The sequence below is a fragment of the Candidatus Baltobacteraceae bacterium genome (assembly GCA_036559195.1).
Taxonomy (GTDB): Bacteria; Vulcanimicrobiota; Vulcanimicrobiia; order Vulcanimicrobiales; family Vulcanimicrobiaceae; genus JALYTZ01.
In genome coordinates this window covers 29,320-51,278 of sequence record DATBTN010000043.1, presented here as the reverse complement: position 1 = coordinate 51,278, position 21,959 = coordinate 29,320, and the positions used below count along the sequence as shown (strand labels likewise).

Genomic DNA, 21,959 nt, shown 5'->3' with positions numbered 1-21,959 from the left:
CCCCAGGAGTTTGATATCGTGTGGCTGACCCGTTTTGCTATCAACCGTTGGGTGATCACCACTATGGTGTTCGCCGCGCTCGTGATTTTCGGCCTGATCTCGTTTACGCAGCTCGGCCGTAGCTCCAATCCGCCCGGCACGGATTTTCCGGTCGTCGTCGTCTTCGCCGGCTACCCGGGGGCGTCGCCGCAAGACATGGAGCGCATGGTCATCAAGCCGATCGAAGACCAGATGACCGGCCTTGAAAACCTCGACGAACTCGACGCCACCGCACAGGAAGGCAGCGCGGCGGTCGTCGTCATCTTCAAGATGGGCACCGATCTCAATCTCGCCGCGATCGACGTGCAGCGCCGCGTCGACATCGCCCGCACGTACATGCCGAGCGACCTCAATCCGCCCGACGTCACCAAAGAGGGACAGTCGGAACCGCCGTTGCTCGACGTCGCGATAAGTTCGAAGTCGCTGAGTCAAACCCAAATCGCCGACATGGTGAACAACCAGGTCACGCCGCTCGTGCAGCAGATTCCCAACGTTCAGTCCGTGGACGTTCGCGGAACGGCGGATCGCGAATTTCTCGTTCGTCCGAATCCCACGCGGCTGGTCGGCGCAAACGCGACGCTCGGCGACGTATTCGGCGCCGTCGCGGCCAATAACATCAACGTCCCCGGCGGCATCATGACCCAGCCTACGCAAGAAGGCACCGTTGCGATTCACTCCTACATCGATCAAGCGACGGACATTCTCGGCATCCCGCTGATGGTGCCCGGCTCGTCGAACAAGAGCATGCACGTCGGCGACGTCGCCTCCGTGGAAGACGGACACGTCGAGATGCGTTCGATATCGCACTTCAACGGGCAGCCGCGCGTGTATATGGCCATCAATCCCACGCTCGGTGCCGATCAGATCAAGTCGACCCAAACCGCCCGCGCCCAAATGGCTACGATCGAGGCGAAATTTCCGCAGCTGAAGTTCCACGAGATCGACGCGCCGGCCGATTATACGGCCAAGAGTCTCTGGGGCGTGGGGCAATCGCTGCTCGAGGGCATCTTCCTCACGGCGATCGTGATGCTGCTTTTCCTGCATGCGTGGCGCAACGCGGTCGTCGTATTCCTGGCGATTCCGACATCGATTCTCGCCACGTTCATCCTCATGCGGCTCTTCGGTTTCCACATCGATTCGCTCTCGATGATGGGCCTCTCGCTCATCATCGGCATTCTGGTCGACGACTCGATCGTCGTCCTGGAAAATATTACGCGGCATCGAGACTTAGGCTTAGATCCGATGAACGCGGCCATTACGGGGCGCACCGAGATCGGCAGCGCGGCGATCGCCATTACGATGGTCGATGTGATCGTGTTCCTGCCGATCGCGTTCTTGCCTGGAATCGTCGGCGCGTACCTCAAGGAGTTCGCGGCCGTCGTCGTGATCGCGACGCTGTTTTCGCTGCTCGTCTCGTTCACGCTAACGCCGTTGCTCGCCGCGCGCTGGAGCGTCATCAAGCGCTCCGAAGCGCCGCCCAAATGGCTCAAGGCACTCGACAACCGTCTGCTCGACGCCATCTTGTTCACCTTGTCGGTCGTGCTCTTCGGCGTGGGCACCGTTACCGGGTGGTACCTGCTCAGCACGGCGGGCGTCTTCATCGTCGCACTGCTAGTCCTCAACGCATTCGTACACCGCTACGACGCCGTACTCGGGTGGTACCGCCACAAAGCGCTGCCGTTCGCGCTCGAGCACGGCACCTTCGTCGTGTTCGTTTGCGCCGTGCTATTTTTCAATGCCCTTTCGCTTGCCATGGGCGCGGGGCAAACGACCATCGGCATCGATATCGGAATCGTGGCCGCTACGGTCCTGACCTATGCGATCGCATTCGCGCTGCGCAGATTCGCCGGCAAGAAACGCGGCTTCGCCTCGCTCGGCACGAAACGCCCGCTCACGATCGTCACGCTCGTTCTGCCGGCGATTCTCTGCGGAGCTATGGTGCTGCTCGGCGGTATCAGCACGGACTTCGTTCCCGCGCAGCAAGACGGCTCCATCGGGATGACCGTGACCTATCCGCCCGGCACCCCGATCGCTACCACCAACAAATACGTCGTGCGCCTCGAAAAGGCGGCGATGCAGATCGACGGCATAAAGTCGGTCAGCTCGACCGTTGGACGCAAACAGTCGGGTCACGGCAGCGTGACCGGCGGCAACTACGCGACGCTCAACGCGCAGATGGACGACAACCACATCAAGGATACGAATCGAGCCAGCGATCAAATTCGCAAACTCGTGTATCTGGTTCCGGGCGCGCAATTCGAGGTAGCCGGCGACAGCGGAAACGGCTCGGCGATCTTTTACGCGCTCACCGGTCCCGACGATCAAATCGGTCCGGCGGCTGAAAAGGTCGCAAGCTATCTGCGTACGCTCAAGGGATCGGTCAACGTGCAGACGAGCGCCGAAGCCGGCGCGCCGCGCCTCAACGTCGATGTCGATCGCGCGAAGTGTGCGGTGCTCGGCGTGAATCCGGCCGACGTCGCCAACGTGGCGCGCATCGCGGTCGACGGTGCGGTCGCGACCAAAGTGCGAACCTCAACGGGTCTAGTCGACGTTCGCGTGCAGTTCCCGAGTGCGGATCGCAACACGGTCGAAGATCTCAAGAACGTGCGCGTCCGGGCGCAGGATGGAACGCTCGTGCCGCTGGGTACGCTCGCAACCTTCGTTTGGACCAAAGCGCCGACGAAGATCGAACGCATGAACCGTCAGCGCGTCGTCAACGTGCTTGGCGACATTCTACCCGGCTACTCGCTCGGTCAGGTCTCGGGACCGCTCGAAAAGAAACTCGCAGAGCCGGGCTTCTTGCCCGAAGGCGTCAGCCTCAAGCCCGAAGGCAACTCGCAGTACATGGTCGAGACCTTTAAAAACATGGGCATCGCGCTCGTCACCTCGTTCTTGCTCATCTACATGCTCATGGTCATTCTCTACGGATCGTTCCTCGAACCGTTCATCGTGATGTTCTCCGTGCCGCTCGCGATCATCGGCGCGCTGATCTTCCTGGCGGTGATGGGCCGGTTGCCGGGCGGCCAGGCACAGTCGCTCAACATCATCTCGATGCTTGGAATCGTCATGCTCTTCGGATTGGTCGCGAAGAACGGCATCCTGCTCGTCGATTACTCCAACACGCTCTGCAAGCGCGGCATACGGGTTCGCGATGCGGTCTTGCAAGCGGCCGGAACACGTTTTCGGCCCATCGTCATGACGACGGCGGCAATGATCTTCGGCATGCTGCCGCTCGCGTTGGGATATGCCGAAGGCGGCGAGTGGCGGCAAGCCATCGGCACGGTCATCATCGGCGGTCTCACGAGTTCGCTCGTTCTCACACTCTTTCTCGTGCCGATGATTTACAACACGTGGATGGGCGCGCTCGAACGCCGGGCGGATCGCAAAGCGGTTAAAGCCGAACTCCAGCCCCTCGAACCTGCCGCGCAGCACTAACGATTCGGCCGCCTCCAAGCGAGCAAGCGGTGGCTACACCGCTTGCTCGTTATTTTTGGGTAAGTGTTTCTGCGAACCCCACCTACTACTTGGACTCGGAGGAGAGATCAACCACCATGCATTTATACAAACGGCTGATTTGCGGTGCGCTTACGTTCGCACTCGCAATCGGTTTCGTCGCGATCGGCCCCGCCGCTGCGGCCGCCATTCCAATCGTCGTTAACGGATCGACCGTGACGTTCGATCAGCCCCCGATCGAACGCGCCGGGCGAGTCTTCGTACCGCTGCGCGGTGTTTTCGAACGCTTGGGAGCGAGCGTCGTCTACGCCAACGGCGAGATCAACGCGCAAGGCAACGGGCGCAGCGTCGCCCTCCACATCGGTTCCAACCAGGCGACGGTCAACGGGCAAACCGCCTACCTCGATCAAGCGCCGTTTCTCGTGGGAGCGCGCACGCTCGTGCCGCTGCGCTTCGTCGCACAGGCGCTCGGAGCGACGGTCAATTACAACTACGGTTCGCACACGGTCTACATCAACGGCAACGGCAACAGCAGCACGTCTTCAAATCCGGCGCCGGTAAGCAACGCATCCTTCCGGCTCGAGAATCGCCGGCCGAACACGCACTCCAACACGCTGCAGCCGCGCATCAGCGCCGATTTCAGCGAGCCGATCAACCGCGATTCCCTCCACGTATTTCTGGATAATCGCGAGGTGACGCAGGATGTCTACCTCAACGGCGGCGGCACGGCGTTCTATTTTACGCCGCGCAATATGCTCAGCTCGGGATCGCACACGGTGCATCTCACGGGCACCACGGCGGCCGGCGCCGGCTTCGATCGTCAATGGAGCTTTAGCACCCAAAACGGCGTCTCGCAAAACTTCGTTCACCTAACCTCCCCCGGCGCCGGAACGAAGGTCGGCAGCAGCTTTACGCTGCGCGGAACGACGCTGCCCAATTCGAAAGTGCACATTATCGCAACGGGCGTCGCCAATCTCGGCCCGATCCCGATCGGAACCGGCAGCTTCCAAGTCGATACGACTGCGGATGCGAACGGGCGCTTCAGCCAGCAGGTTCAAGTCAACGCTTTCGGCGGCGGCCAAGTGCGCGTCCTGATCCAATCGCAATCGCCCGACGGCGCAGCCGCCGAGCTTCCCGTACTCTATTCCACGTAAAAGCGATCTATCGGCCGAGCCGTAGGTCGAAACGGCGCTGGGGAATCCCGGCGCCGTTTCGCTTCAAGGCCAAGGCGAGCGGTGCGTGAAACGACGAGCGCATGCGAGTCTTACTGACGGGCGCCGCCGCCGGACTGGCGCAGGGCATCGCCGTCGCGCTGGTGCGCGACGGTCACGAGCTGACGTTAACCTTCCGGCCGGGGGGCACGCCGCCGGAGCGCACGCTGGAACTCATTCGCGATGCGGGCGGCGCCGCCGAAGCCTACGAACTCGATTTCCTCGCCGGCGAGCAACTCGTCGCGGAGACGCTCGCGCGGATCGTGGCCGGGCGCGGCGGCTTCGACGCACTCGTCCACGCGGTGGGGCCCATGAGCATCGCTCGATTCGAGCGCAGCACGATGGCGGAGTACCACGCGATGATCGACGGCAATTTGCGCAGCGCGGTGCAAGCGGCCGCGGCGGTGCTCCCGCACATGCGCGCGGCGCATTTTGGCCGCCTCGTCTTTTTCGGTATGAACGGTTCGCAGACGACGCGGCCCGCTCGCGGGCTCGCGCTGCATCTGGCCGCCAAGGCAGGCGTCGTCGCGTTCGCCCGGACCCTCGCTCTGGAGGAAGGCCGCCGCGGCATCACGGTCAACGTCATCGAACCCGGCGATATTCGTGAGAAGTCGCTAAGCCGGGCCGAAGCGTTAGAGCAAAGCGCGGCGAACCCGCGCGGCCGCCCCGGGACGTGGGAAGATATCGCGCGGGCCGTTCAGTTCTTCATCGCCGCCGAGAACGATTTCGTCAACGGCGCCGTGCTCAATGTGACCGGGGGGTTGATCGAACCCTACGAGCGAAACGCCCCACCGCCATGATCAACGACGAAACCAGCGCGCATCGCGCGTTCGCGCTGCCGGGTGCTCGCGCGCAATACGGTCCCGATAAGCAGGTCGATGTCGAACACATCGACCTTCATTTGACGCCCGATCTCGATGCGCGGCGGCTGGCCGGGACCTGCACGACGACGGTGCGCGCGCTGGATGAAAGCGTCGCTCGCCTGTCGCTCGACGCAATCGACCTCACGATCGTTTCGGTCGAGCGCGACGGAAAGCCGCAGTCCTTTACGCGCCGCAACGGTACGCTCGATATCGCGTTCGACCCGGCGATTCGCGCGGGAGAACGAGCGACGTTCGCAATCGCCTACGAAGCCGACAAACCGCGCCACGGCCTCTTTTTCGTCGCGCCGAGCGAGGCGTACCCGAATAAAGTCAAACACGCGTGGACGCAGAGCCAAGACGAGAACGCGCGCTACTGGTTCCCGTGCTTGGATTACCCGCACGAAAAACAAACGACCTCGGCGACGATCGTCGTTCCCAAGGGCCAGTTCGCGCTCTCCAACGGCAAGCTCGCGGAACGCCGCGACGACGGCGAGAACACGATCTTTCGCTACGAGCAGAACGTTCCGCATTCGACGTATCTGGTGACCCTCGTGGTCGGACCGTTTGTCGAAGTGCTGCAGACGCAGGCGCCAAAACCGGTCTACTATTACGTGCTGCCCGGGCGCGAGGGCGACGGCGAGCGCGCCTTCGGCAAGACGCCTAAGATGATCGAAGTCTTCGAACGTAAGATCGGCACGCCGTATCCCTACGAACGGTATTCGCAGATCGCGGTCGGCGACTTCATCTTTGGCGGCATGGAGAACACCTCGGCGACCACGCAGACCGACCGCACGCTGCACGACGCAAAAGCGCACCTCGATTTCTCGAGCGACCCGCTGGTCTCGCACGAACTCGCGCATCAATGGTTCGGCGATCTGCTGACGTGCCGCGACTGGTCGCAGGCGTGGCTCAACGAAGGGTTCGCGACCTATTTCGAGGCCGTCTTTCGCGAAGCGGATCTCGGCTACGACGAATACCTTTACGACATCTTCGGCTGCGTCGCTCGCTATTTGCACGAAGACGGCGATCGTTATCGCCGCCCGATCGTCTGCAATCGGTTCCGCGATCCGATCGAACTCTTCGACCGCCACCTCTACGAGAAGGGCGGTGCCGTCCTGCACATGCTTCGCGGCGAGCTCGGCCAGGCACGTTTCTGGCGCGCGATCGCGCGCTACGTAAAGGACAACGCGGAGCGCAACGTCGAGACGATCGATCTGATCCGCGCGATCGAGAATTCGACGGGCCGCAACCTGCGCGAATTTTTCGATCAGTGGGTGATGCGCGGCGGTCATCCCGAACTCGAGTACGGCGTAAAATGGGACGCCAAACGCCGGGCGGCAACTATCACTATCGATCAGGTTCAGAAGGTCGACGAGGAAAACCCCGCCTATCGCTTCGATCTCGATCTCGGCTTTGCGTTCGATTTGCCCGAACGGCCCGCAACCGATTTCGGCGGCGAGCCGCTCGCCGGCGAGAAACGCGTTCGGGTGCGTGTCGAGCGCGCGCACGAGACGTTTACCGTTCCGCTCGATCGCGAACCAAAACTCGTACGCATCGACCCCGGAGCCTACATTCTCGGGAGCGTAACCTACAAACTGGGTGTGGACTACGCGGCCGCAACGCTGCAGGGCGACGCCGATATCGTGGCGCGCATCCGCGCGGCCCGGGAACTCGCCAAAGACGCTTCGCAGCCGGCGCGAGCGGCGCTTGCGGCGGCGTTCGAACGCGAACCGTTTTGGGGCGTCTTGGACGAAATTGCAAGCGCTCTCGCCGGGACGCACGCGCCCTGGGCTCGCGCGATGCTGATCGGCGCGCTCGCGCATCGGCACCCGAAGGTGCGCCGCGCCGCCGCCGCGGCGCTCGGTACGTTTAAAGATGCGGACGCAGCGACCGCGCTCCTACCGCTCGCCCGCGACGACGAATCGTACTTCGTGCAGGCCTCCGCGCTGCACGCGCTCGGTAGGACGCGCGATGCAAGGGCGTACGACGTTCTGCGCGACGCGCTCCAAACGTCGAGCTGGAACGGCGTCATCGAATCGGGGGCGGCTCGCGGGCTCGGCGATCTCGCCGATCCGCGCGCGACCGGCGCGCTGATCGATGCGACCGCTCTGGGTCGCGAAGAGGCGCTGCGACGCGCGGCGATCGCCGCGCTCGGACGCGTGGCGGAACTGCAGGATGGCGAACGCGCGCGCGCCGTTGAGGCGATCGCGCAGCTGCTCGACGACCCGATGTTCTTAGTCGCGATTTCGGCGATCGCCGCCGCGGAGCATACGGGCGACAAACGCCTGCTCGGGCCGCTCGATCGGCTCGCGCAAAGCGCGTTCGACGGGCGTATCCGCAGAAGCGCTACCGAAGCCGCGATTCGCGTGCGTGAAGCGCAGCACGTTCCAGCACAAGTAACCGGACTACGGAGCGATCTCGATACATTACGTGAAGAACAGCGCAAGATTCAGGAACAGATCGAGACGCTCGCGCGGACGTAAACGCCTAACGGTTCTCGCCCTCCTCGTCGCCGTACTCGCAATCGTCGCCGTACTGCTGCTTCACCGACGCGGCGGCGGGGCAGCGCGAGCACCTCGCGTTGCGGTGGCGACGCCGGCGCGAGTCACCGTCACGGCGGCACCCGCCTGGACGCGGACGCAGCGCGACGCGTTGCATCGCGCGCTGCGCGGCGCGCTCGACCGCGGTACCAACGGTGCGGCGGCGTGGAGCTGCGCCGTGCTATCGCAGGGCGGCAAGACGCTCTACGACGATCGGGCGCGCGCGGCCGCGATGCCCGCGTCGGTGCTCAAGCTCGTCGTCGCGGCGACGGCGCTCGACGATTTGGGGCCGGAGTATCGCTTTCACACGCTCTATGCCGCGAGCGGCCGGCCGGCTAACGGCCGGCTCGAGGGCGACCTCTGGGTCGTCGGCTCGGGCGACCCGTCGCTGCGCAGCCCCGACCTGCGCGGCGGGGTGAAACTCTTAGCGCAGCAAGGTCTGCGCCATATCGAGGGCTCGATCGTCGTCGACGGCAGTGCGATCGCCGGTGAGGAGATCAACCCGCTGTGGAACGCCGACGACGCGAACGAAGACTTCGAAGCCGCTACCAGCGGAATCTCGCTCGACGAAGACACCGTTGAATTCGATATCACCGGAACCGCGCCGGGAGGCGCGGCGCGCATTGCGATCGACCCCCACAGCGCTTCCGTGCACTACAGCGGATCGATCGTCACCAGCAACTCGGGCGCCGACGACGTCATCATTGCGGCGACCCAGACGCCGAATCAGTTTATCGCAAGCGGTGCGATCCCGCCGGGCGTAACCGAAAAGTTCTGGGTGCCCGTTCACGGGATACCGCAGTACGTCGGCTCCGTCGTATCGCAACTGTTCGAGGCACGCGGCATCTCCGTCGGCGCGCGCCCGCATACGGGAACGGCTCCGCTGCGTACGCTCGTTTTGTGGGACCATCGATCGGCCCCGCTGCGCGATTTGGTTGCCGACATGCTGTTCCATTCCGACAATCACTATGCGGAACAGTTGATGCGCGTGGCCGGCGGACTCGACGGCGCCGCGGCGACCGACGCGAACGGTCTGGCGGCGGAGCGCAACTTCCTTCACGCTAGCGGCGTACCGACGCCCGGCCTGCATCTCGTCGACGGCAGCGGACTCGCTCACGCCAATCGGGTGGCCGCGCTAACGCTCGCGACGATTCTGTCATACGAGCAGCAAGATCCGCTCGGCAACCCGCTCTACCTGCTGCTTCCGCGCGGCGGTTTCGACGGTACCCTCAAACACTACGGGTTCACGACCGCGCTCGGCCGGGTGCGTGCGAAGAGCGGGCATATCTTCGGCGCCTCCTCGCTTGCGGGCTACGTCAACACGCGTCACCATGGGCGACTGAGCTTCGCCTTCATCGTCAACGGCTCGCCGGGCGATCCGGACGCAGCGATCGTCGCGGCCATCGACAGGCTTTCGGAGTTTTGAACCAAACTCGGGAGCCGTATGCTCGAACCTGAGATTTTGGAGCGTCTGCTTGCTACGGCGCTAGGGCGCGGCGGCGATTACGCCGACGTTTTCTGCGAACGCCGCACCGCGACGTCATTTCGATTGCAATCGGGCTCGATTCATGAAAGCGGTTTGTCGATCACGCAAGGCGTGGGCATTCGCGTGATCGTCGGCGAGTCGGCCGGCTACGGATATTCCGACGATCTCTCCTTCGACGCTCTCGTGAAGGCCGCCGAAGTTGCATCGCTGATCGCCCGCGATCCTTCCGCGCGTACGCGCAGCGTTCGCATCGCCGCGCAAAGCGTTGCTCCCCTTTACGACGCGCTACGCGTCACGCACGCGCCGTCGGAGGCCTACGTTAAGCTGTTGGAGCGGGCCGATATCGCGGCACGCGGGTTCGATCCGCACGTTTCGGCAGTGAACGCGACGATCAGCGACGAGTTGCAGGACGTCTGGATCGCGACCAGCGACGGTCGCTTCGTGCACGATCACCGGCCGCTCATCTCGCTCGGCGTGCAGGTGGTATCGAACAAGAACGGCGAGCGCGGCTACGGGTACGTCGGCGACGGCGGCCGCACGTCGATCGCGTACTACGACGATCGAACGCCGGAGTCGCTAGCGCTCGACGCCGCACGCATCTCCACGACCAATCTGGAGGCGATTCCCGCGCCGGCCGGCGAGATGGCGATGGTCGTGGGATCGGGCGGCGGCGGCGTGCTGCTGCACGAAGCTGTCGGCCACGGCCTCGAGTCGGATTTCAACCGTCAGGGCGTGTCACTTTACAGCGGCCGCGTGGGCGAACGTGTCGCGAGCGAACTGGTAACCATTTACGACGACGGCAATCTGCCCGAAGAGCGCGGAAGTTTGGCGGTCGACGACGAGGGCACGCCCGGCGCGCACAAGGTGCTCGTGGAGAACGGCATCTTGCGGGGGTACATGCAAGACCATCTCAACGGCGTGTTGATGGGGACCGGATCGACGGGGAGCGGACGGCGCCAATCGTTTCGCGTCATGCCGCAGCCGCGCATGTGCAACACCTACATGCCCAGCGGCGAATCGACCGTCGAGGAAATTCTCGCCTCGACGAAGCGCGGTATCTATGCGAAGTCCTTTGCCGGCGGTCAAGTGGAGATCAGCAAGGGCGATTTCGTCTTCATGGTTGCCGAAGGGTACCTCATCGAAAACGGCAAGATTACCGCACCGCTTAAAAACGCAACCATCGTGGGGAACGGACCCGAAGTCATGACGAAGGTTGTGGCCGTCGGCAACGACAGCCGCCTCGCGAACCGCCACTATACGTGCGGTAAGGGCGGCCAATACGTTCCCGTCGGCGTCGGCATGCCGACGGTCAAGATCTCGGCGGTGACGATCGGAGGCTCGAATGTCGAGTAGCCTCGATGCCGCCGGCGCCGTCGACTACGCGCGCGACGCGGTGCGGATTGCGATTGCCGCAGGGGCTTCGCAAGCCGACGCAACGCTCTCGATCGGCGATCGCTTCTCGACCGAGGCGCGCGATCGAACGATTACCAAACTCGAGCAGTCGACCGGGAAATCGCTGCAGGTGCGCGTGTTTGTCGACGGGCGCAAAGCGACGCTCGGTACCACCGATTTCGATTCCGAGCATCTGCGAGCGGCGATCGCGGAAACGGTCGCCCAGGCGCGCCACGTTGCGAACGACGAGTTCGGCGGTCTCCCGCAGCCCGGCGATTTGGATCCATACGGACGCGTGGATCTGGAGTTGTACGCCGACGATATCGTCGGCCGCGACGCGCAGAGCAAGGTCGATGAGGCGCTGCAGCTCGAGCGACTGATTCGCGAGGCCGATCCGCGGATAGAAAATAGTAACGGGTCGCACTACGGCGACGGCGTCACGACGACGGCGCTCGCCAACTCGTTCGGCTTTGCCGGCGCCTATCGTTCGACGCGCGTCTCGCGTTCGAGCAGTCCGGTCGCGCGCGATGGCGAAGCAAAACGGACCGGCGCCTACGGCACCGCCGGGCGCGGACTGCGCGAGCTGGAATCGCTCGAGGACGTCGCGCGAATGGCCGTGCGCCGTACGGTGGAACTCTTCGGCGCCCGCAAACCGCAGACCGGGCGGATGCCGGTGATCTTCGAACGCGACGTCGCGGCGGCGGTGCTCTCCGATCTCTTCGCCGCACTCTGCGCCTCGAACGTCGCGATTGGAAATTCGTGGCTCGGCGAGCGCGTGGGCGAGACGATCGGCAGCCCGTTCGTCACCATCGTCGACGACGGCACGCTCCCGGGATTGCTCGGAAGCTCGCCGTTCGACGGCGAAGGCGTCCCGACGCGGCGCACCTCGGTGTTCGAACGCGGAACCTTGCGCACGCTGCTGTACGACACGTACTACGCCCGCAAACTCGGCGCCGCGAGTACGGGCAACGCGAGCGGCGGAAGCATCGGCCCGAACAACTTCTATTTGGAATCGGGAACCTGGGCGCTCGATCAAGTGATCGCCCGCACCAAACGCGGCGTGCTCGTGCTCGATACGATCGGCTTTGCAACCGAGCACGCGAGCGGCATTTACAGCCGCGGCGCGCGCGGCTTCGCGATCGAGAATGGCGAACTCGCTTACCCGATCGACGAGTTCACGATCGCGAGCACCTTCACGGAGATGCTGGCCGGCATCGACGCCGTCGCCGACGACCTCCGCTTCGATGGCCCCGTCGTCTCCCCGTCGTTCCGCGTAGCCGAAATGACGATCAGCGGCAGCTAAGCCCTTTTGACGAGGGAGGCTCGGTTCGGGCGCCCTTGAACCTACTAGCGGTGCCACAGGTTTCTATTAGTTTCACGCTCATCATGCGCATCGAGATGTCGAATAGTCCCGGAGCCTTCGGGCAGCTGGCGTCGGCCATCGGCGATGCCGGCGGCGTGATCGCCGCGGTCGACATGCGCTCGGTCACGAAGACCCACGTCGTGCGCGACTTCACGGTAAACGTTACATCCGACGTCGTCGGAAAGAGCGTCCGCGAGGCCGTGGAATCGATCGAGGGCGTACGCGTCATCAGCGTCTCCGACAGCACGTTTCTCGCTCATCTCGGGGGCAAGATTCGGATCGAACCGAAGATCCCGGTCAAGACGCGGCAGGATCTCTCGACCGTGTACACACCCGGCGTCGCGCGCGTTTCGATGGCGATCGCCGCCGACCCGAGCAAGGCGTTCCAGCTCTCCATCAAACGCAACACCGTCGCGGTTATCTCCGACGGCACGGCGGTGCTTGGGTTGGGCGATATCGGTCCGCTCGGGGCGTTGCCGGTTATGGAGGGCAAGGCGATGCTCTTCAAACAGTTTGCGGGCATCGACGCCTTTCCGATCTGCTTGGACACGAAGGACGTCGACGAAATCGTCGAGACCGTCATTCGAATCGCACCGGTTTTCGGCGGCATCAACCTCGAAGATATCTCGGCACCGCGCTGCTTCGAGGTCGAACGGCGGCTGATCGAGGCGCTCGACATTCCCGTGATGCACGACGATCAGCACGGCACGGCCGTGGTGATCATGGCGGCGCTCATCAATGCGGCGGCCGTTGTCGGTAAGCGGCTCGAAGATCTGCAGGTCGTCGTCTCCGGGAGCGGCGCCGCGGGTACCGCGACGATCAAGATGCTGCTTGAGGCCGGCGTCCGCGACGTGATTCCGGTCGATCGCGCGGGCGCCCTCAATCGCGACGATCGCTACGAGAACTCGCACTGGCGCTGGCTGGCAGAGAACACCAACCGCGAAAACCGGCGCGGATCGCTGCACGACGTCCTGAAGGGGACCGACGTTTTCATCGGCGTCTCGGCACCGGGCATCTTGCAGGCGCAAGATATCGAGCAGATGGCGCGCGATCCGATCGTGTTCGCGATGGCGAACCCAACGCCGGAGATCATGCCCGACGTGGCCGCGCCGTACGTTGCGGTGATCGCGACCGGCCGCTCCGATTTCCCCAATCAAGTCAACAACCTGCTGGCGTTTCCGGGAATCTTTCGCGGCGCGCTCGACGCGCGCGCGAGCCGCATCACCGAGAAGATGAAACTCGCTGCGGCTCACGCGATCGCGTCGATCGTCACCGACGACGAACGCAATGCCGAGTATATCATTCCGAGCGTCTTCGATACGCGGGTCGTGGATGCGGTGGCCAGAGCCGTCGCGCAGGCCGCGGTCGATGAGGGGGTCGCGCGCCGAACGCTGGTCCTGTCCGAAGGGGAAGACATCACGACCTCAGCGTAAGGAGTCCCTATGGCGTTGGCTCGCATTCTGGTAATCGAGGACGACGAAGATATCCAATTGCTCGAAAAGACCGTCCTCGAGCGCTCGGACTACGAAGTAAAAGTGACCGGCACGGGAGCCGAAGGGCTGGAGCTTGCGGAGAGCTACAAGCCGGATATCGTCATTCTCGACGTGGGCCTGCCCGATATCTCCGGCCTCGACGTGTGCACGTCGCTCGCGACCACGACCAACGCATTCGTGCTGATGGTCAGCGGGCACTCGCGCGAGCAAGACGTGCTGCTCGGGCTCGGGCTCGGCGCCGACGACTACATTACGAAGCCGTTTTCGGGCAACGAACTGGTGGCGCGCATCGCGTCGTTTCTACGGCGGCGCGACAAGTTGCTGCAAAAGAAAGATGAAGACGGGGTCCTGCAAATCGGATCCGCACGCCTCGTTCGCGATTTTCACACGCTCAACAACGACGGCCAGCAGGTCACGCTCACGGCGCTCGAATTTCGACTGGTGTGGTTCTTGGCGGAGGCCGAGGGCCGGCTGCTGACGCGCGCGCAGATCCTCGAACACGTGTGGAACGATACGTCGGGCGTGCCGACCCGCGTGGTCGACGTGCACATCGCGGCGCTGCGCAAGAAGTTAAGCGAGATCGACGCGCCGGTCGAGATCGCGAGCGTGCGCGGAATTGGCTATCGACTCGACTCGAAGTAGCCCGACCCCGGCGCAGCTGGGCGTCGTCCTCGAGCCGAACGACCCGCGACCGCTCTACGTTCAAATTGCCGATCAACTCGTCGATGCGATCGAATCGCAGCGGCTACATCCGGGGGATCGATTGCCGGCGATGCGCGAGCTTGCGCGCGCACTCGACTGCGCGCTCGTGACCGTCTCGCAAGCCTACGAACTGCTGACCGCGCGCAGCCGGGTCACGTCGCGCGTCGGGAAGGGCACGTTCGTGGCGCAGCTGCCCGATCAGACTCAGCCCTTCGCGCGGCGTTGGGAGCCCGACGTTGGCCGCTTCGCGCGCGCGGAGCGGATGGAAGGCGTGATGGAGCAGCTCACGCGAGCGACGGTTCCCGGTGCGATCACCCTCGCGACCGGTCACCCGGCGCCCGAGACGTTTCCACTACACGATTTCGGCCGCGCTTTTCACCGAACGCTGCTCGACGATCCCGCCGAATTGATGCAGTACCGGGCGACCACCGGCGATCGAGATCTTTGCGAGACGTTGGCGTCGCACTTACGCGCGCGTGGATGCGCGGCGGAACCCGAGGACATCCTGGTGTGCTCGGGCGCGCAGCAGGCCGCCGATTTGGTCGCGACCGTGCTGCTCGAAGCGCGCAGCGTCGTCGCCGCCGAGAGCCCGACCTATTCCGGCACGCTCGGCGTCTTCGATGCGCGCGGCGTTACGTACGTGGAAGTGGCAAGCGACGTCGACGGCGTGCGCCCCGACGACGTCGAACGCGTCTTTAGCGAGTATCGTCCGCGTTTGCTCTACGTCAATCCGATCGCGCAGAATCCGACCGGTGCGGTCCTGCCCCCGCGGCGTGCCAAACAAATCGTAGCGCTCGCGCGGCGCTACGACGTCGTCGTCCTAGAGGACCAAACGGGCTGGCAATTGACGTACGACGCCGCCGCGCCGCCGCCGCTAGCGTCATACGATACCGACGGCCGCGTCATTGCGATGGAGAGCCTCTCGAAGTCGATCTTTCCGGCGTTGCGCATCGGGTATCTCTACTGTAAGGGCGCGCTCGCCGACGCGCTCGAACTCGCGAAGGCGCGAACCGACGTGTTTACGTCGACGCTCACCCAGCGCGCGCTGTGGCGCTTTATGAGCGGTCCCGGATACGCGCGCCATTTGCGCCAAGCGCGGGGGCTCTATCGCGATCGGCGCGACGCGTTTATCGATGCGCTGGCGCAGACGGTATCGTGGACCGAGGTTCGATCGCCGGCCGCCGGCATGAACGTCTGGCTTCCGTTGCCCCCGCGCGTTTCGACTCAAGCCGCATTCGAGGAATGCGCGCGCGAAGGCGTTCTGGTGATGCCGGCCGAGACGTCGTATCCCACGCGTCAGGGGCCGCCTGCAATCCGTTTGTCGTTCGGTCATCTACCGCAAGATCGGGCGCGCGAAGGCATCGCACGCCTCGACTCGGCGCTGCATAAGACGGGCTTAATCTCGAGAAGGTAACCCTCGGCGGCCGTCCGTACCCCCTACGATGTGATGCTGCGACGCCTTTTAGCGGCCGCTTTGGCCTGCGCCTTGATGGGTGCGAGCCAGGCGAGTTCTGCCCGATTGACCACCTACTCCGCGCCCGCCGGCGACCGCCCCGCAGGAACCCCTCGGGGAGCAAATCCCTACGATGTGATCCTGCCGAACGGGCGCACCGTTGCGCCCGTCGGCAAGAGCGTCGTCGTCGGCATGAATGCGCTCGGCGTCGCACTCTCGCCCGATGGAAAGTACGCGATCGTCACCAACGACGACGAGCGTGAAGGCGACGCGCGCAGCACGATCGATCCGAAGGTTGTGGGCGGTTACACGCTGACGGTGGTGAACGCGGCGACGATGCGCGTGACCGACGTCTTCAAAGCCGATCGGCATTGGGGTCTGTGGGTCGGCGTCGCCGCAGTGAAGGATCCGAAAAATCCGTCGCAGACGCTCGTTTTGGCCTCCGGCGGTCCCACGAACCTCATGCATTTTTTTCACCTCACGGCTGCCGGTAAACTCCTGGAAGAGCCGAACGTTTTGGCGATTCCAGGGCCGACCGATCCGCGCTTCGCAAATAAAAATCGCGCATTTCCGGGAACGATCGCGCTCTCGCCCGACCACCGCATCGCGTACGTGGTCAACAACCTTGCAAATAGCGTAACCGCGATCGATCTGGCGACGCGCCGCGCCATGCACGACGTGGCGGTGGGGTACTTCCCCTACGGCGCGGCGGTGGCCGGCAAGCGCTTGTACGTCACCGATCCCGGTTTGATGCGATACGCCTTTTTGCCTCAACCCGCGAGCGCGCCCGCATTCGCGAACGCCCCGGCCTCGCCGGCGAACGCCTCCGCGCTGAGCAGCATCGCGCTCGCGAGCGACGGCGACGTGAGCGACGCCTCGACCGCATCGCTCGCGATGGATAAGATGCCCGACGGGAGCGATCTCGTCGGCGGCGCCGCGCCGACGGCGATCGCCGTTTCGAAGGACGGACGGTACGCCTTCGTCGCGATGACCAACGTCGATCGTATCGCGGTGGTGCGGTTGAGCGGCATTCCGCGCGTGGTCGGCGGCATCCAGTTACGGCTCTTCGACAAGGCACCGTACGGCACGCAGCCTGATGCCATCGTCGGCAGCCCCGACGGTAAGCGACTGTACGTGGCGCTTGCCGGGATGAATGCGGTTGCCGTACTCGATTCGCGCGACCCGGTACACCTGCATCGCTTGGGACTGATTCCGACCGGGTGGTATCCGACGGCGCTCGCGCTCTCGGCAACGGGGCGCTACCTCTACGTTGCTAATGCGAAGGGGTTCAATCAAGAGCCGCGCTTCGAAGGCGGGCCGCCCTACAAGAAAGCCGCCGACGGGCACATCTATCAAGCCGAGCAGGATAGCAACACGGTGTGGGCCACGCTGCAGCGCATCGACTTGCGTAAGCTTCCGCTTCCGAAGACGACGATAGCGGCGCTCAAATACACGCGGCGCGCGCGGATCGCCAAACCCGACGCGCTCGTGCCGCCGATGCGATCGGGCGAGCGCAGCAGCGCGATCAAACACGTGGTCTTCATTCTCGAAGAGAATAAGACGTACGATGCGATGCTCGGCGATCTTACCGACGGCAACGGTGCGCCGCACGGTAACGGCGATCCGTCGCTGGTCTCTTACGGGGAGACGATCACACCCAATCTGCACGCGCTCGCTCGCGAATTTGGATTGGCTGCCAACCTCTATGCCGACGCCGAAGAGTCGGACGCGGGGCATCAGTTCGCAGCCGGCGGCGTGGCGACGGCGTACTCCGAGAAGACGCTGCTCGTCAAGGGCGGTCGCTCGCCGAACGTGAACAAAAACGAAGATCCCGAAGATTACCCGCGCGCGGGCTACATTTTCAACAGCACGCAGCGCGCCGGAATGACCTATCGCGATTACGGCGATTTAATCCGCCTCTCGGGGTACGATGAGGGTGCGGCCGAGAACCCGAAGACGGACGATCCGAATTTCCGCGGAGCGAACGATCAAAACGCGCCAACGAGCGGCCTGGGCGGAACATATTCGCTCGACGTGCCGGCTCTCGCGGCCCTTGGCGGGCACATCGATACGAACTATCCGGGATGGAATCTGCGGATTCGCGACGTTCGGCGCGCGACCGAATTCGTCAAAGACTACGGCACGTACAAGTCGCGCAATCCGGCACCGGATTTCACCTATATTTGGCTGCCGGACGATCACGGCGGTTTCGGCCCCAACATTCCGCCGCTGCCGGAGGAAGTCGCCGACGGCGACCGCGCCCTCGGCAGGATCGTCGACTATTTAAGCCACCAGCCCGAATGGGCGTCGACGGCCATTTTCATTACGCCGGACGACGCGCAGTCCTCGCGCGATCACGTGAACGAGCATCGTACGTACGCGATCGTCGTCTCTCCGTACGCGAAGCGGCATTACGTTGGAAATCGGCACACCTCGACGGTCAGCATTCTCAAGACCGAAGAGGAACTGCTCGGCCTGCCGCCGTTGGCCCTCAACGATCTGGTAGCGACCGACCTCTCGGATTTCTTCACGCCGACCCCGAATATGGCGCCGTTCACCGCACTGCCGGTGGCGACCCAGACGGCGAGCGTCGAGGGGCGCCGAATCGCCGCGCTGCTCGCGCAGACCGATCAAAGTGGACCGGACGCCGATGTCGAACGTAGCGCTCGAATCGTCGCGCTCTCGCGTCAGGCCGACCGGCTGGCGAAGCGCGAGGCGACGATGGAGCCGCACGCCTACGCCGCGGCCCAACGGACCCTTTACCAAGCGGCGCTTCGCGCGCTGCACTCGACGAAATCGGAAAATGACTGAGGATAAGGTACACTACGGCCCGCGCCTTTGCGCGCACCCGACCGGCGCTTTGCGCGCGGCGCTGCTCGTTGCCCCGGCCCCGGCGATCGCCACCGCCCGGCCGCTCCAGGGCGAGCCTAGTGCGAACTACGAGCGCGCCAAGCTCCAGCTCGAAATCCTAACCAAGACGCTCAAGTTTTACGGCTGCGAGGTCACCGTGCTCGCGCCGCACGGCGACGAGGCGTTCGCGAGCGCCGCCGGCGACGTCGCGGTGACGTTCGAAGACGGCGTCGCGCTGATGCGTCCCGCCGCCCTTTCGCGGCGTCCCGAGATCGAGCGCATGGAGCACGAATTCGGCCGGCTCGACATCCCGATGGCCGGCCACTTGGTTGCGCCGGGCGTGCTCGGCGGCAACGACGTTTTGCTGGCGGGAAACACCGCCTTTGTCGCGGTGAGCAAACGCAGCAACGCGCTCGGCCGAGCGGGCTTCGCGCAAATCGCGCGCGCGCACGGCTTTGCGCCCGTCGAGGTTCGCGTTTCGGAGAGCGTCCCCGCGCTGCGCGCGGTCGCAAGCGCGGTCGCGAGCGACGCGGTCGTACTCGCGGCACAGCACGTCGATCGTGCGCCGTTCGCGAAAGCCGGATTCAAAACGATCGTGCTGGAGCACGGTGAAGATCTCGGTGCCGGCGTACTCGCAATCGGGGAGCACCACGTGCTCGCCGACGTTCGCTATTCGCGTTCGGTCAATCTCCTGCGCCGCAGCGGTATCCACGTCGAAGCGATCGACCTCTACGATTTCGGCAAAATCGGCATCACGCCGGCGATGCTCGCAATTCCGCTCAAACGAATCTGATTTTACAATCTATGCGCGTAGCGATCTTTTCGGATATTCACGGTAATCTCGTCGGCCTCGATGCCTGTTTAGCCGATCTTCAAAGCCAGGGCGGCGCCGACGTGCTCGTCGCGGCCGGCGATCTCTGCATGGACGGCCCCAAGCCGAAGAAGGTCGTGCAGCGGCTCGTGGAGGTCGGCGCGCAGTGCGTGCGCGGCAATACCGACCGTTACATTGCCGATACCGGCGAAACTACGGGCAGCGCCGAGACCGACGGCAAGCAGCTCGTCTGGCAGCGCAACGAACTCGGCGAAAAATCGATCAAATGGTTGCGAGAACTGCCGACGGAATTGCGCTTTGGACCGCCGGAGAATCAACTGCTGATCTGTCACGCCAACCCGACCAGCGACGACGAGCATCTGTGGCCCGATGCCGACGACGCCACCCTCGAGCGGCTCATCGGTGCGGAGACAGCCCAGACGATTGCGTTCGGGCACCTGCACTTGCCGTACGTTCGCGCGTGGCGCGGAAAGCTGCTCGTCAACGTGGCGTCGGCGGGATTGCCGAAGGACGGCGATCCGCGAGCGGGCTACGCGATCCTGACGGAGCGTTCGGGCGGCTGGGAAGTGCGCCATCGGCGCGTCGCCTTCGATATCAAACGCGTTGCAACCCAATTGGCCGATTGCGGGATTCCGGAGAGTGGCGAACTCATCTCCATTCTGCGAAGGCACCGCTACAAGCGGTTGAAGGCACTCATACCTTGATAGACGCCGGGCTTCGAAACGGTACGCACGACCGGCCCGCTGCAATCGAACTCAATCATATCGTCAAACGCTACGGTGATTTTACCGCCGTCGACGATGTTTCGCTGCGGGTGGAAGCGGGCGATTTCTTCGGATTTCTCGGCCCGAACGGCGCCGGGAAAACCACCACGATCAACGCGATCGTCGGGTTGGCGCGCCTGAACTCGGGGTCGATCAACATCTTCGGTCACGACACGCTGCGCGACTGGCGCCAAGCTCGCGCGCTCGTGGGTCTGGCTCCGCAAGAGTACAATTTCGATCGCTATCTTTCGATTCGCGATATCTTGATCTACCAAGCCGGATACTTCGGACTGAAACCAAACGAGGTGCGCGAGCGCGCCGACCAGTTGCTCGAACAATTCGGCCTCGCCTCGAAGGCCAAGCAAGACTACATGAAGCTCTCGGGCGGCATGAAACGGCGCCTCACGCTCGCCCGCGCGCTCATTCACTCACCGAAACTCGTGATTCTCGACGAGCCGACCGCCGGCGTCGACGTGGAGTTGCGTCTCGAGCTGTGGGCGCTGCTGCGCCGCCTCAACGCCGAAGGGACCACGGTCGTGCTTACGACGCACTACCTGGAAGAGGCCGAAGCGCTCTGCCGCAACATCGGCATCATCCGTGCGGGCCGCATCGTGGCGCTGGAATCGACCAGCGATCTGCTCGCGAGCCGCGAGGGGAATCTGCAGGATATTTTCTTGGAATTGACGCGTTCGTGATCGCCGTAAGCCGGTTCAACGGCGTCGCGATGATGACGCTCATGAAGCGCGAGATGGTGCGCAGCCTCAAGATCATCAATCAGGTGATCTGGCCGCCGATCATCACGACGCTGCTCTACGTTTTCGTCTTCGGTTTGGCGTTGGGCAGCCGTATCAAGAGCGTGCAGGGCGTTTCGTACGCCGAGTTTCTGATTCCGGGACTCATCATGCTGCAGGTCATCGATTCGTCGTACGGCGAGTGCAGCAGCTCGGTCTTCCAAGGGCGCTTCATGAACTCGATTCAGGAGATGCTCATCGCGCCGATGTCGGCCTACGAGATGGTCTTCGGCTACATCCTCGGCAGCATCGCGCGCGCGTTCATCATCGCGAACATCATCATGGTGCTCGGGTTCATGCTCGTGCATACGCTGCCGAGCAACTGGTTCTTGTACTTCGCCGTCATGATCGTGGTCTCGATGCTCTTCTCGACCCTCGGGATCGTCTTCGGCCTCATGGCGGAGAAGTTCGATCACCTCGCCGTGCTCACGACCTTCGCGATCACGCCGCTCGTTTTCGTGGGCGGAACGTTCACTTCGGCGCAGCTCCTACCGCCGATGATCCGCAACTTCGAACTCATCAACCCGATGTTCTACACGATCGACGCGTTCCGGTTCAGCTACACGGGCCAAAGTTATCTGCCGCTCTGGCTCTCGCTCACCGTGATCGCCGTCCTATCGGTCATCTCTCTGGCGATCGCCCTACGCATGACCGTCGCCGGCTACAAACTCCGAACCTAGCCCCCACGGTTCGACAAGCTCACCATGACAAGGGGTGAATGCATCCG

At 63.9% G+C, this 21,959-nt stretch carries 15 protein-coding genes; all 15 read left to right on the top strand.

Annotation, left to right across the window (positions count from 1 at the left end):
- Positions 1-18 precede the first annotated feature (18 nt).
- The gene (locus VIG32_05550) at positions 19-3,474 is read left to right on the top strand and encodes an efflux RND transporter permease subunit (protein HEY8297468.1); all 3,456 of its coding nucleotides are present in this window, start codon (positions 19-21) and stop codon (positions 3,472-3,474) included.
- Between the two features lie 116 nt (positions 3,475-3,590).
- On the top strand, positions 3,591-4,646 hold the full coding sequence (locus VIG32_05545) for a copper amine oxidase N-terminal domain-containing protein (protein HEY8297467.1): 1,056 nt from the start codon (positions 3,591-3,593) through the stop codon (positions 4,644-4,646).
- A 101-nt stretch (positions 4,647-4,747) separates the two neighbouring features.
- Positions 4,748-5,503 carry an SDR family oxidoreductase gene (locus VIG32_05540; protein HEY8297466.1) on the top strand — a complete coding sequence of 252 codons (756 nt, stop codon included), beginning with the start codon at positions 4,748-4,750 and terminating at the stop codon, positions 5,501-5,503.
- The gene (locus tag VIG32_05535; GenBank protein HEY8297465.1) at positions 5,500-8,049 is read left to right on the top strand and encodes a M1 family metallopeptidase; all 2,550 of its coding nucleotides are present in this window, start codon (positions 5,500-5,502) and stop codon (positions 8,047-8,049) included. Before VIG32_05540 ends, VIG32_05535 begins: the two co-directional genes overlap by 4 nt.
- 103 nt (positions 8,050-8,152) lie before the next feature.
- Entirely contained in the window at positions 8,153-9,532 is a 1,380-nt protein-coding gene (gene dacB, locus VIG32_05530) for a D-alanyl-D-alanine carboxypeptidase/D-alanyl-D-alanine-endopeptidase (protein ID HEY8297464.1), read from the top strand.
- An 18-nt stretch (positions 9,533-9,550) separates the two neighbouring features.
- Positions 9,551-10,945, top strand: a complete 1,395-nt coding sequence (locus VIG32_05525) for a metallopeptidase TldD-related protein (GenBank protein HEY8297463.1) — start codon at positions 9,551-9,553, stop codon at positions 10,943-10,945.
- Positions 10,935-12,287 (top strand): TldD/PmbA family protein, encoded by a 1,353-nt coding sequence (locus VIG32_05520; GenBank protein HEY8297462.1) that lies wholly within the window; start codon positions 10,935-10,937, stop codon positions 12,285-12,287. The genes VIG32_05525 and VIG32_05520 overlap by 11 nt, the downstream gene beginning before the upstream one ends.
- A gap of 50 nt (positions 12,288-12,337) precedes the next feature.
- Positions 12,338-13,780: an NAD-dependent malic enzyme gene (locus VIG32_05515; protein ID HEY8297461.1), complete on the top strand. Its 1,443-nt coding sequence runs from the start codon at positions 12,338-12,340 to the stop codon at positions 13,778-13,780.
- A 9-nt stretch (positions 13,781-13,789) separates the two neighbouring features.
- A complete protein-coding gene (locus tag VIG32_05510) occupies positions 13,790-14,482 on the top strand; it encodes a response regulator transcription factor (protein ID HEY8297460.1) in 693 nt (230 codons plus the stop codon).
- Positions 14,457-15,956, top strand: coding sequence for a PLP-dependent aminotransferase family protein (locus VIG32_05505; protein HEY8297459.1), 1,500 nt, complete (start codon positions 14,457-14,459; stop codon positions 15,954-15,956). Before VIG32_05510 ends, VIG32_05505 begins: the two co-directional genes overlap by 26 nt.
- A 174-nt stretch (positions 15,957-16,130) precedes the next feature.
- Positions 16,131-18,806 carry a bifunctional YncE family protein/alkaline phosphatase family protein gene (locus tag VIG32_05500; GenBank protein HEY8297458.1) on the top strand — a complete coding sequence of 892 codons (2,676 nt, stop codon included), beginning with the start codon at positions 16,131-16,133 and terminating at the stop codon, positions 18,804-18,806.
- Positions 18,799-19,638 carry a hypothetical protein gene (locus VIG32_05495; protein ID HEY8297457.1) on the top strand — a complete coding sequence of 280 codons (840 nt, stop codon included), beginning with the start codon at positions 18,799-18,801 and terminating at the stop codon, positions 19,636-19,638. The genes VIG32_05500 and VIG32_05495 overlap by 8 nt, the downstream gene beginning before the upstream one ends.
- 11 nt (positions 19,639-19,649) lie before the next feature.
- Positions 19,650-20,381 (top strand): metallophosphoesterase family protein, encoded by a 732-nt coding sequence (locus tag VIG32_05490; GenBank protein ID HEY8297456.1) that lies wholly within the window; start codon positions 19,650-19,652, stop codon positions 20,379-20,381.
- On the top strand, positions 20,378-21,136 hold the full coding sequence (locus tag VIG32_05485) for an ABC transporter ATP-binding protein (GenBank protein HEY8297455.1): 759 nt from the start codon (positions 20,378-20,380) through the stop codon (positions 21,134-21,136). Before VIG32_05490 ends, VIG32_05485 begins: the two co-directional genes overlap by 4 nt.
- Complete coding sequence (locus VIG32_05480; GenBank protein HEY8297454.1) at positions 21,133-21,912, top strand: ABC transporter permease; 780 nt, start codon at positions 21,133-21,135, stop codon at positions 21,910-21,912. The genes VIG32_05485 and VIG32_05480 overlap by 4 nt, the downstream gene beginning before the upstream one ends.
- The last annotated feature ends 47 nt before the right edge of the window (positions 21,913-21,959 follow it).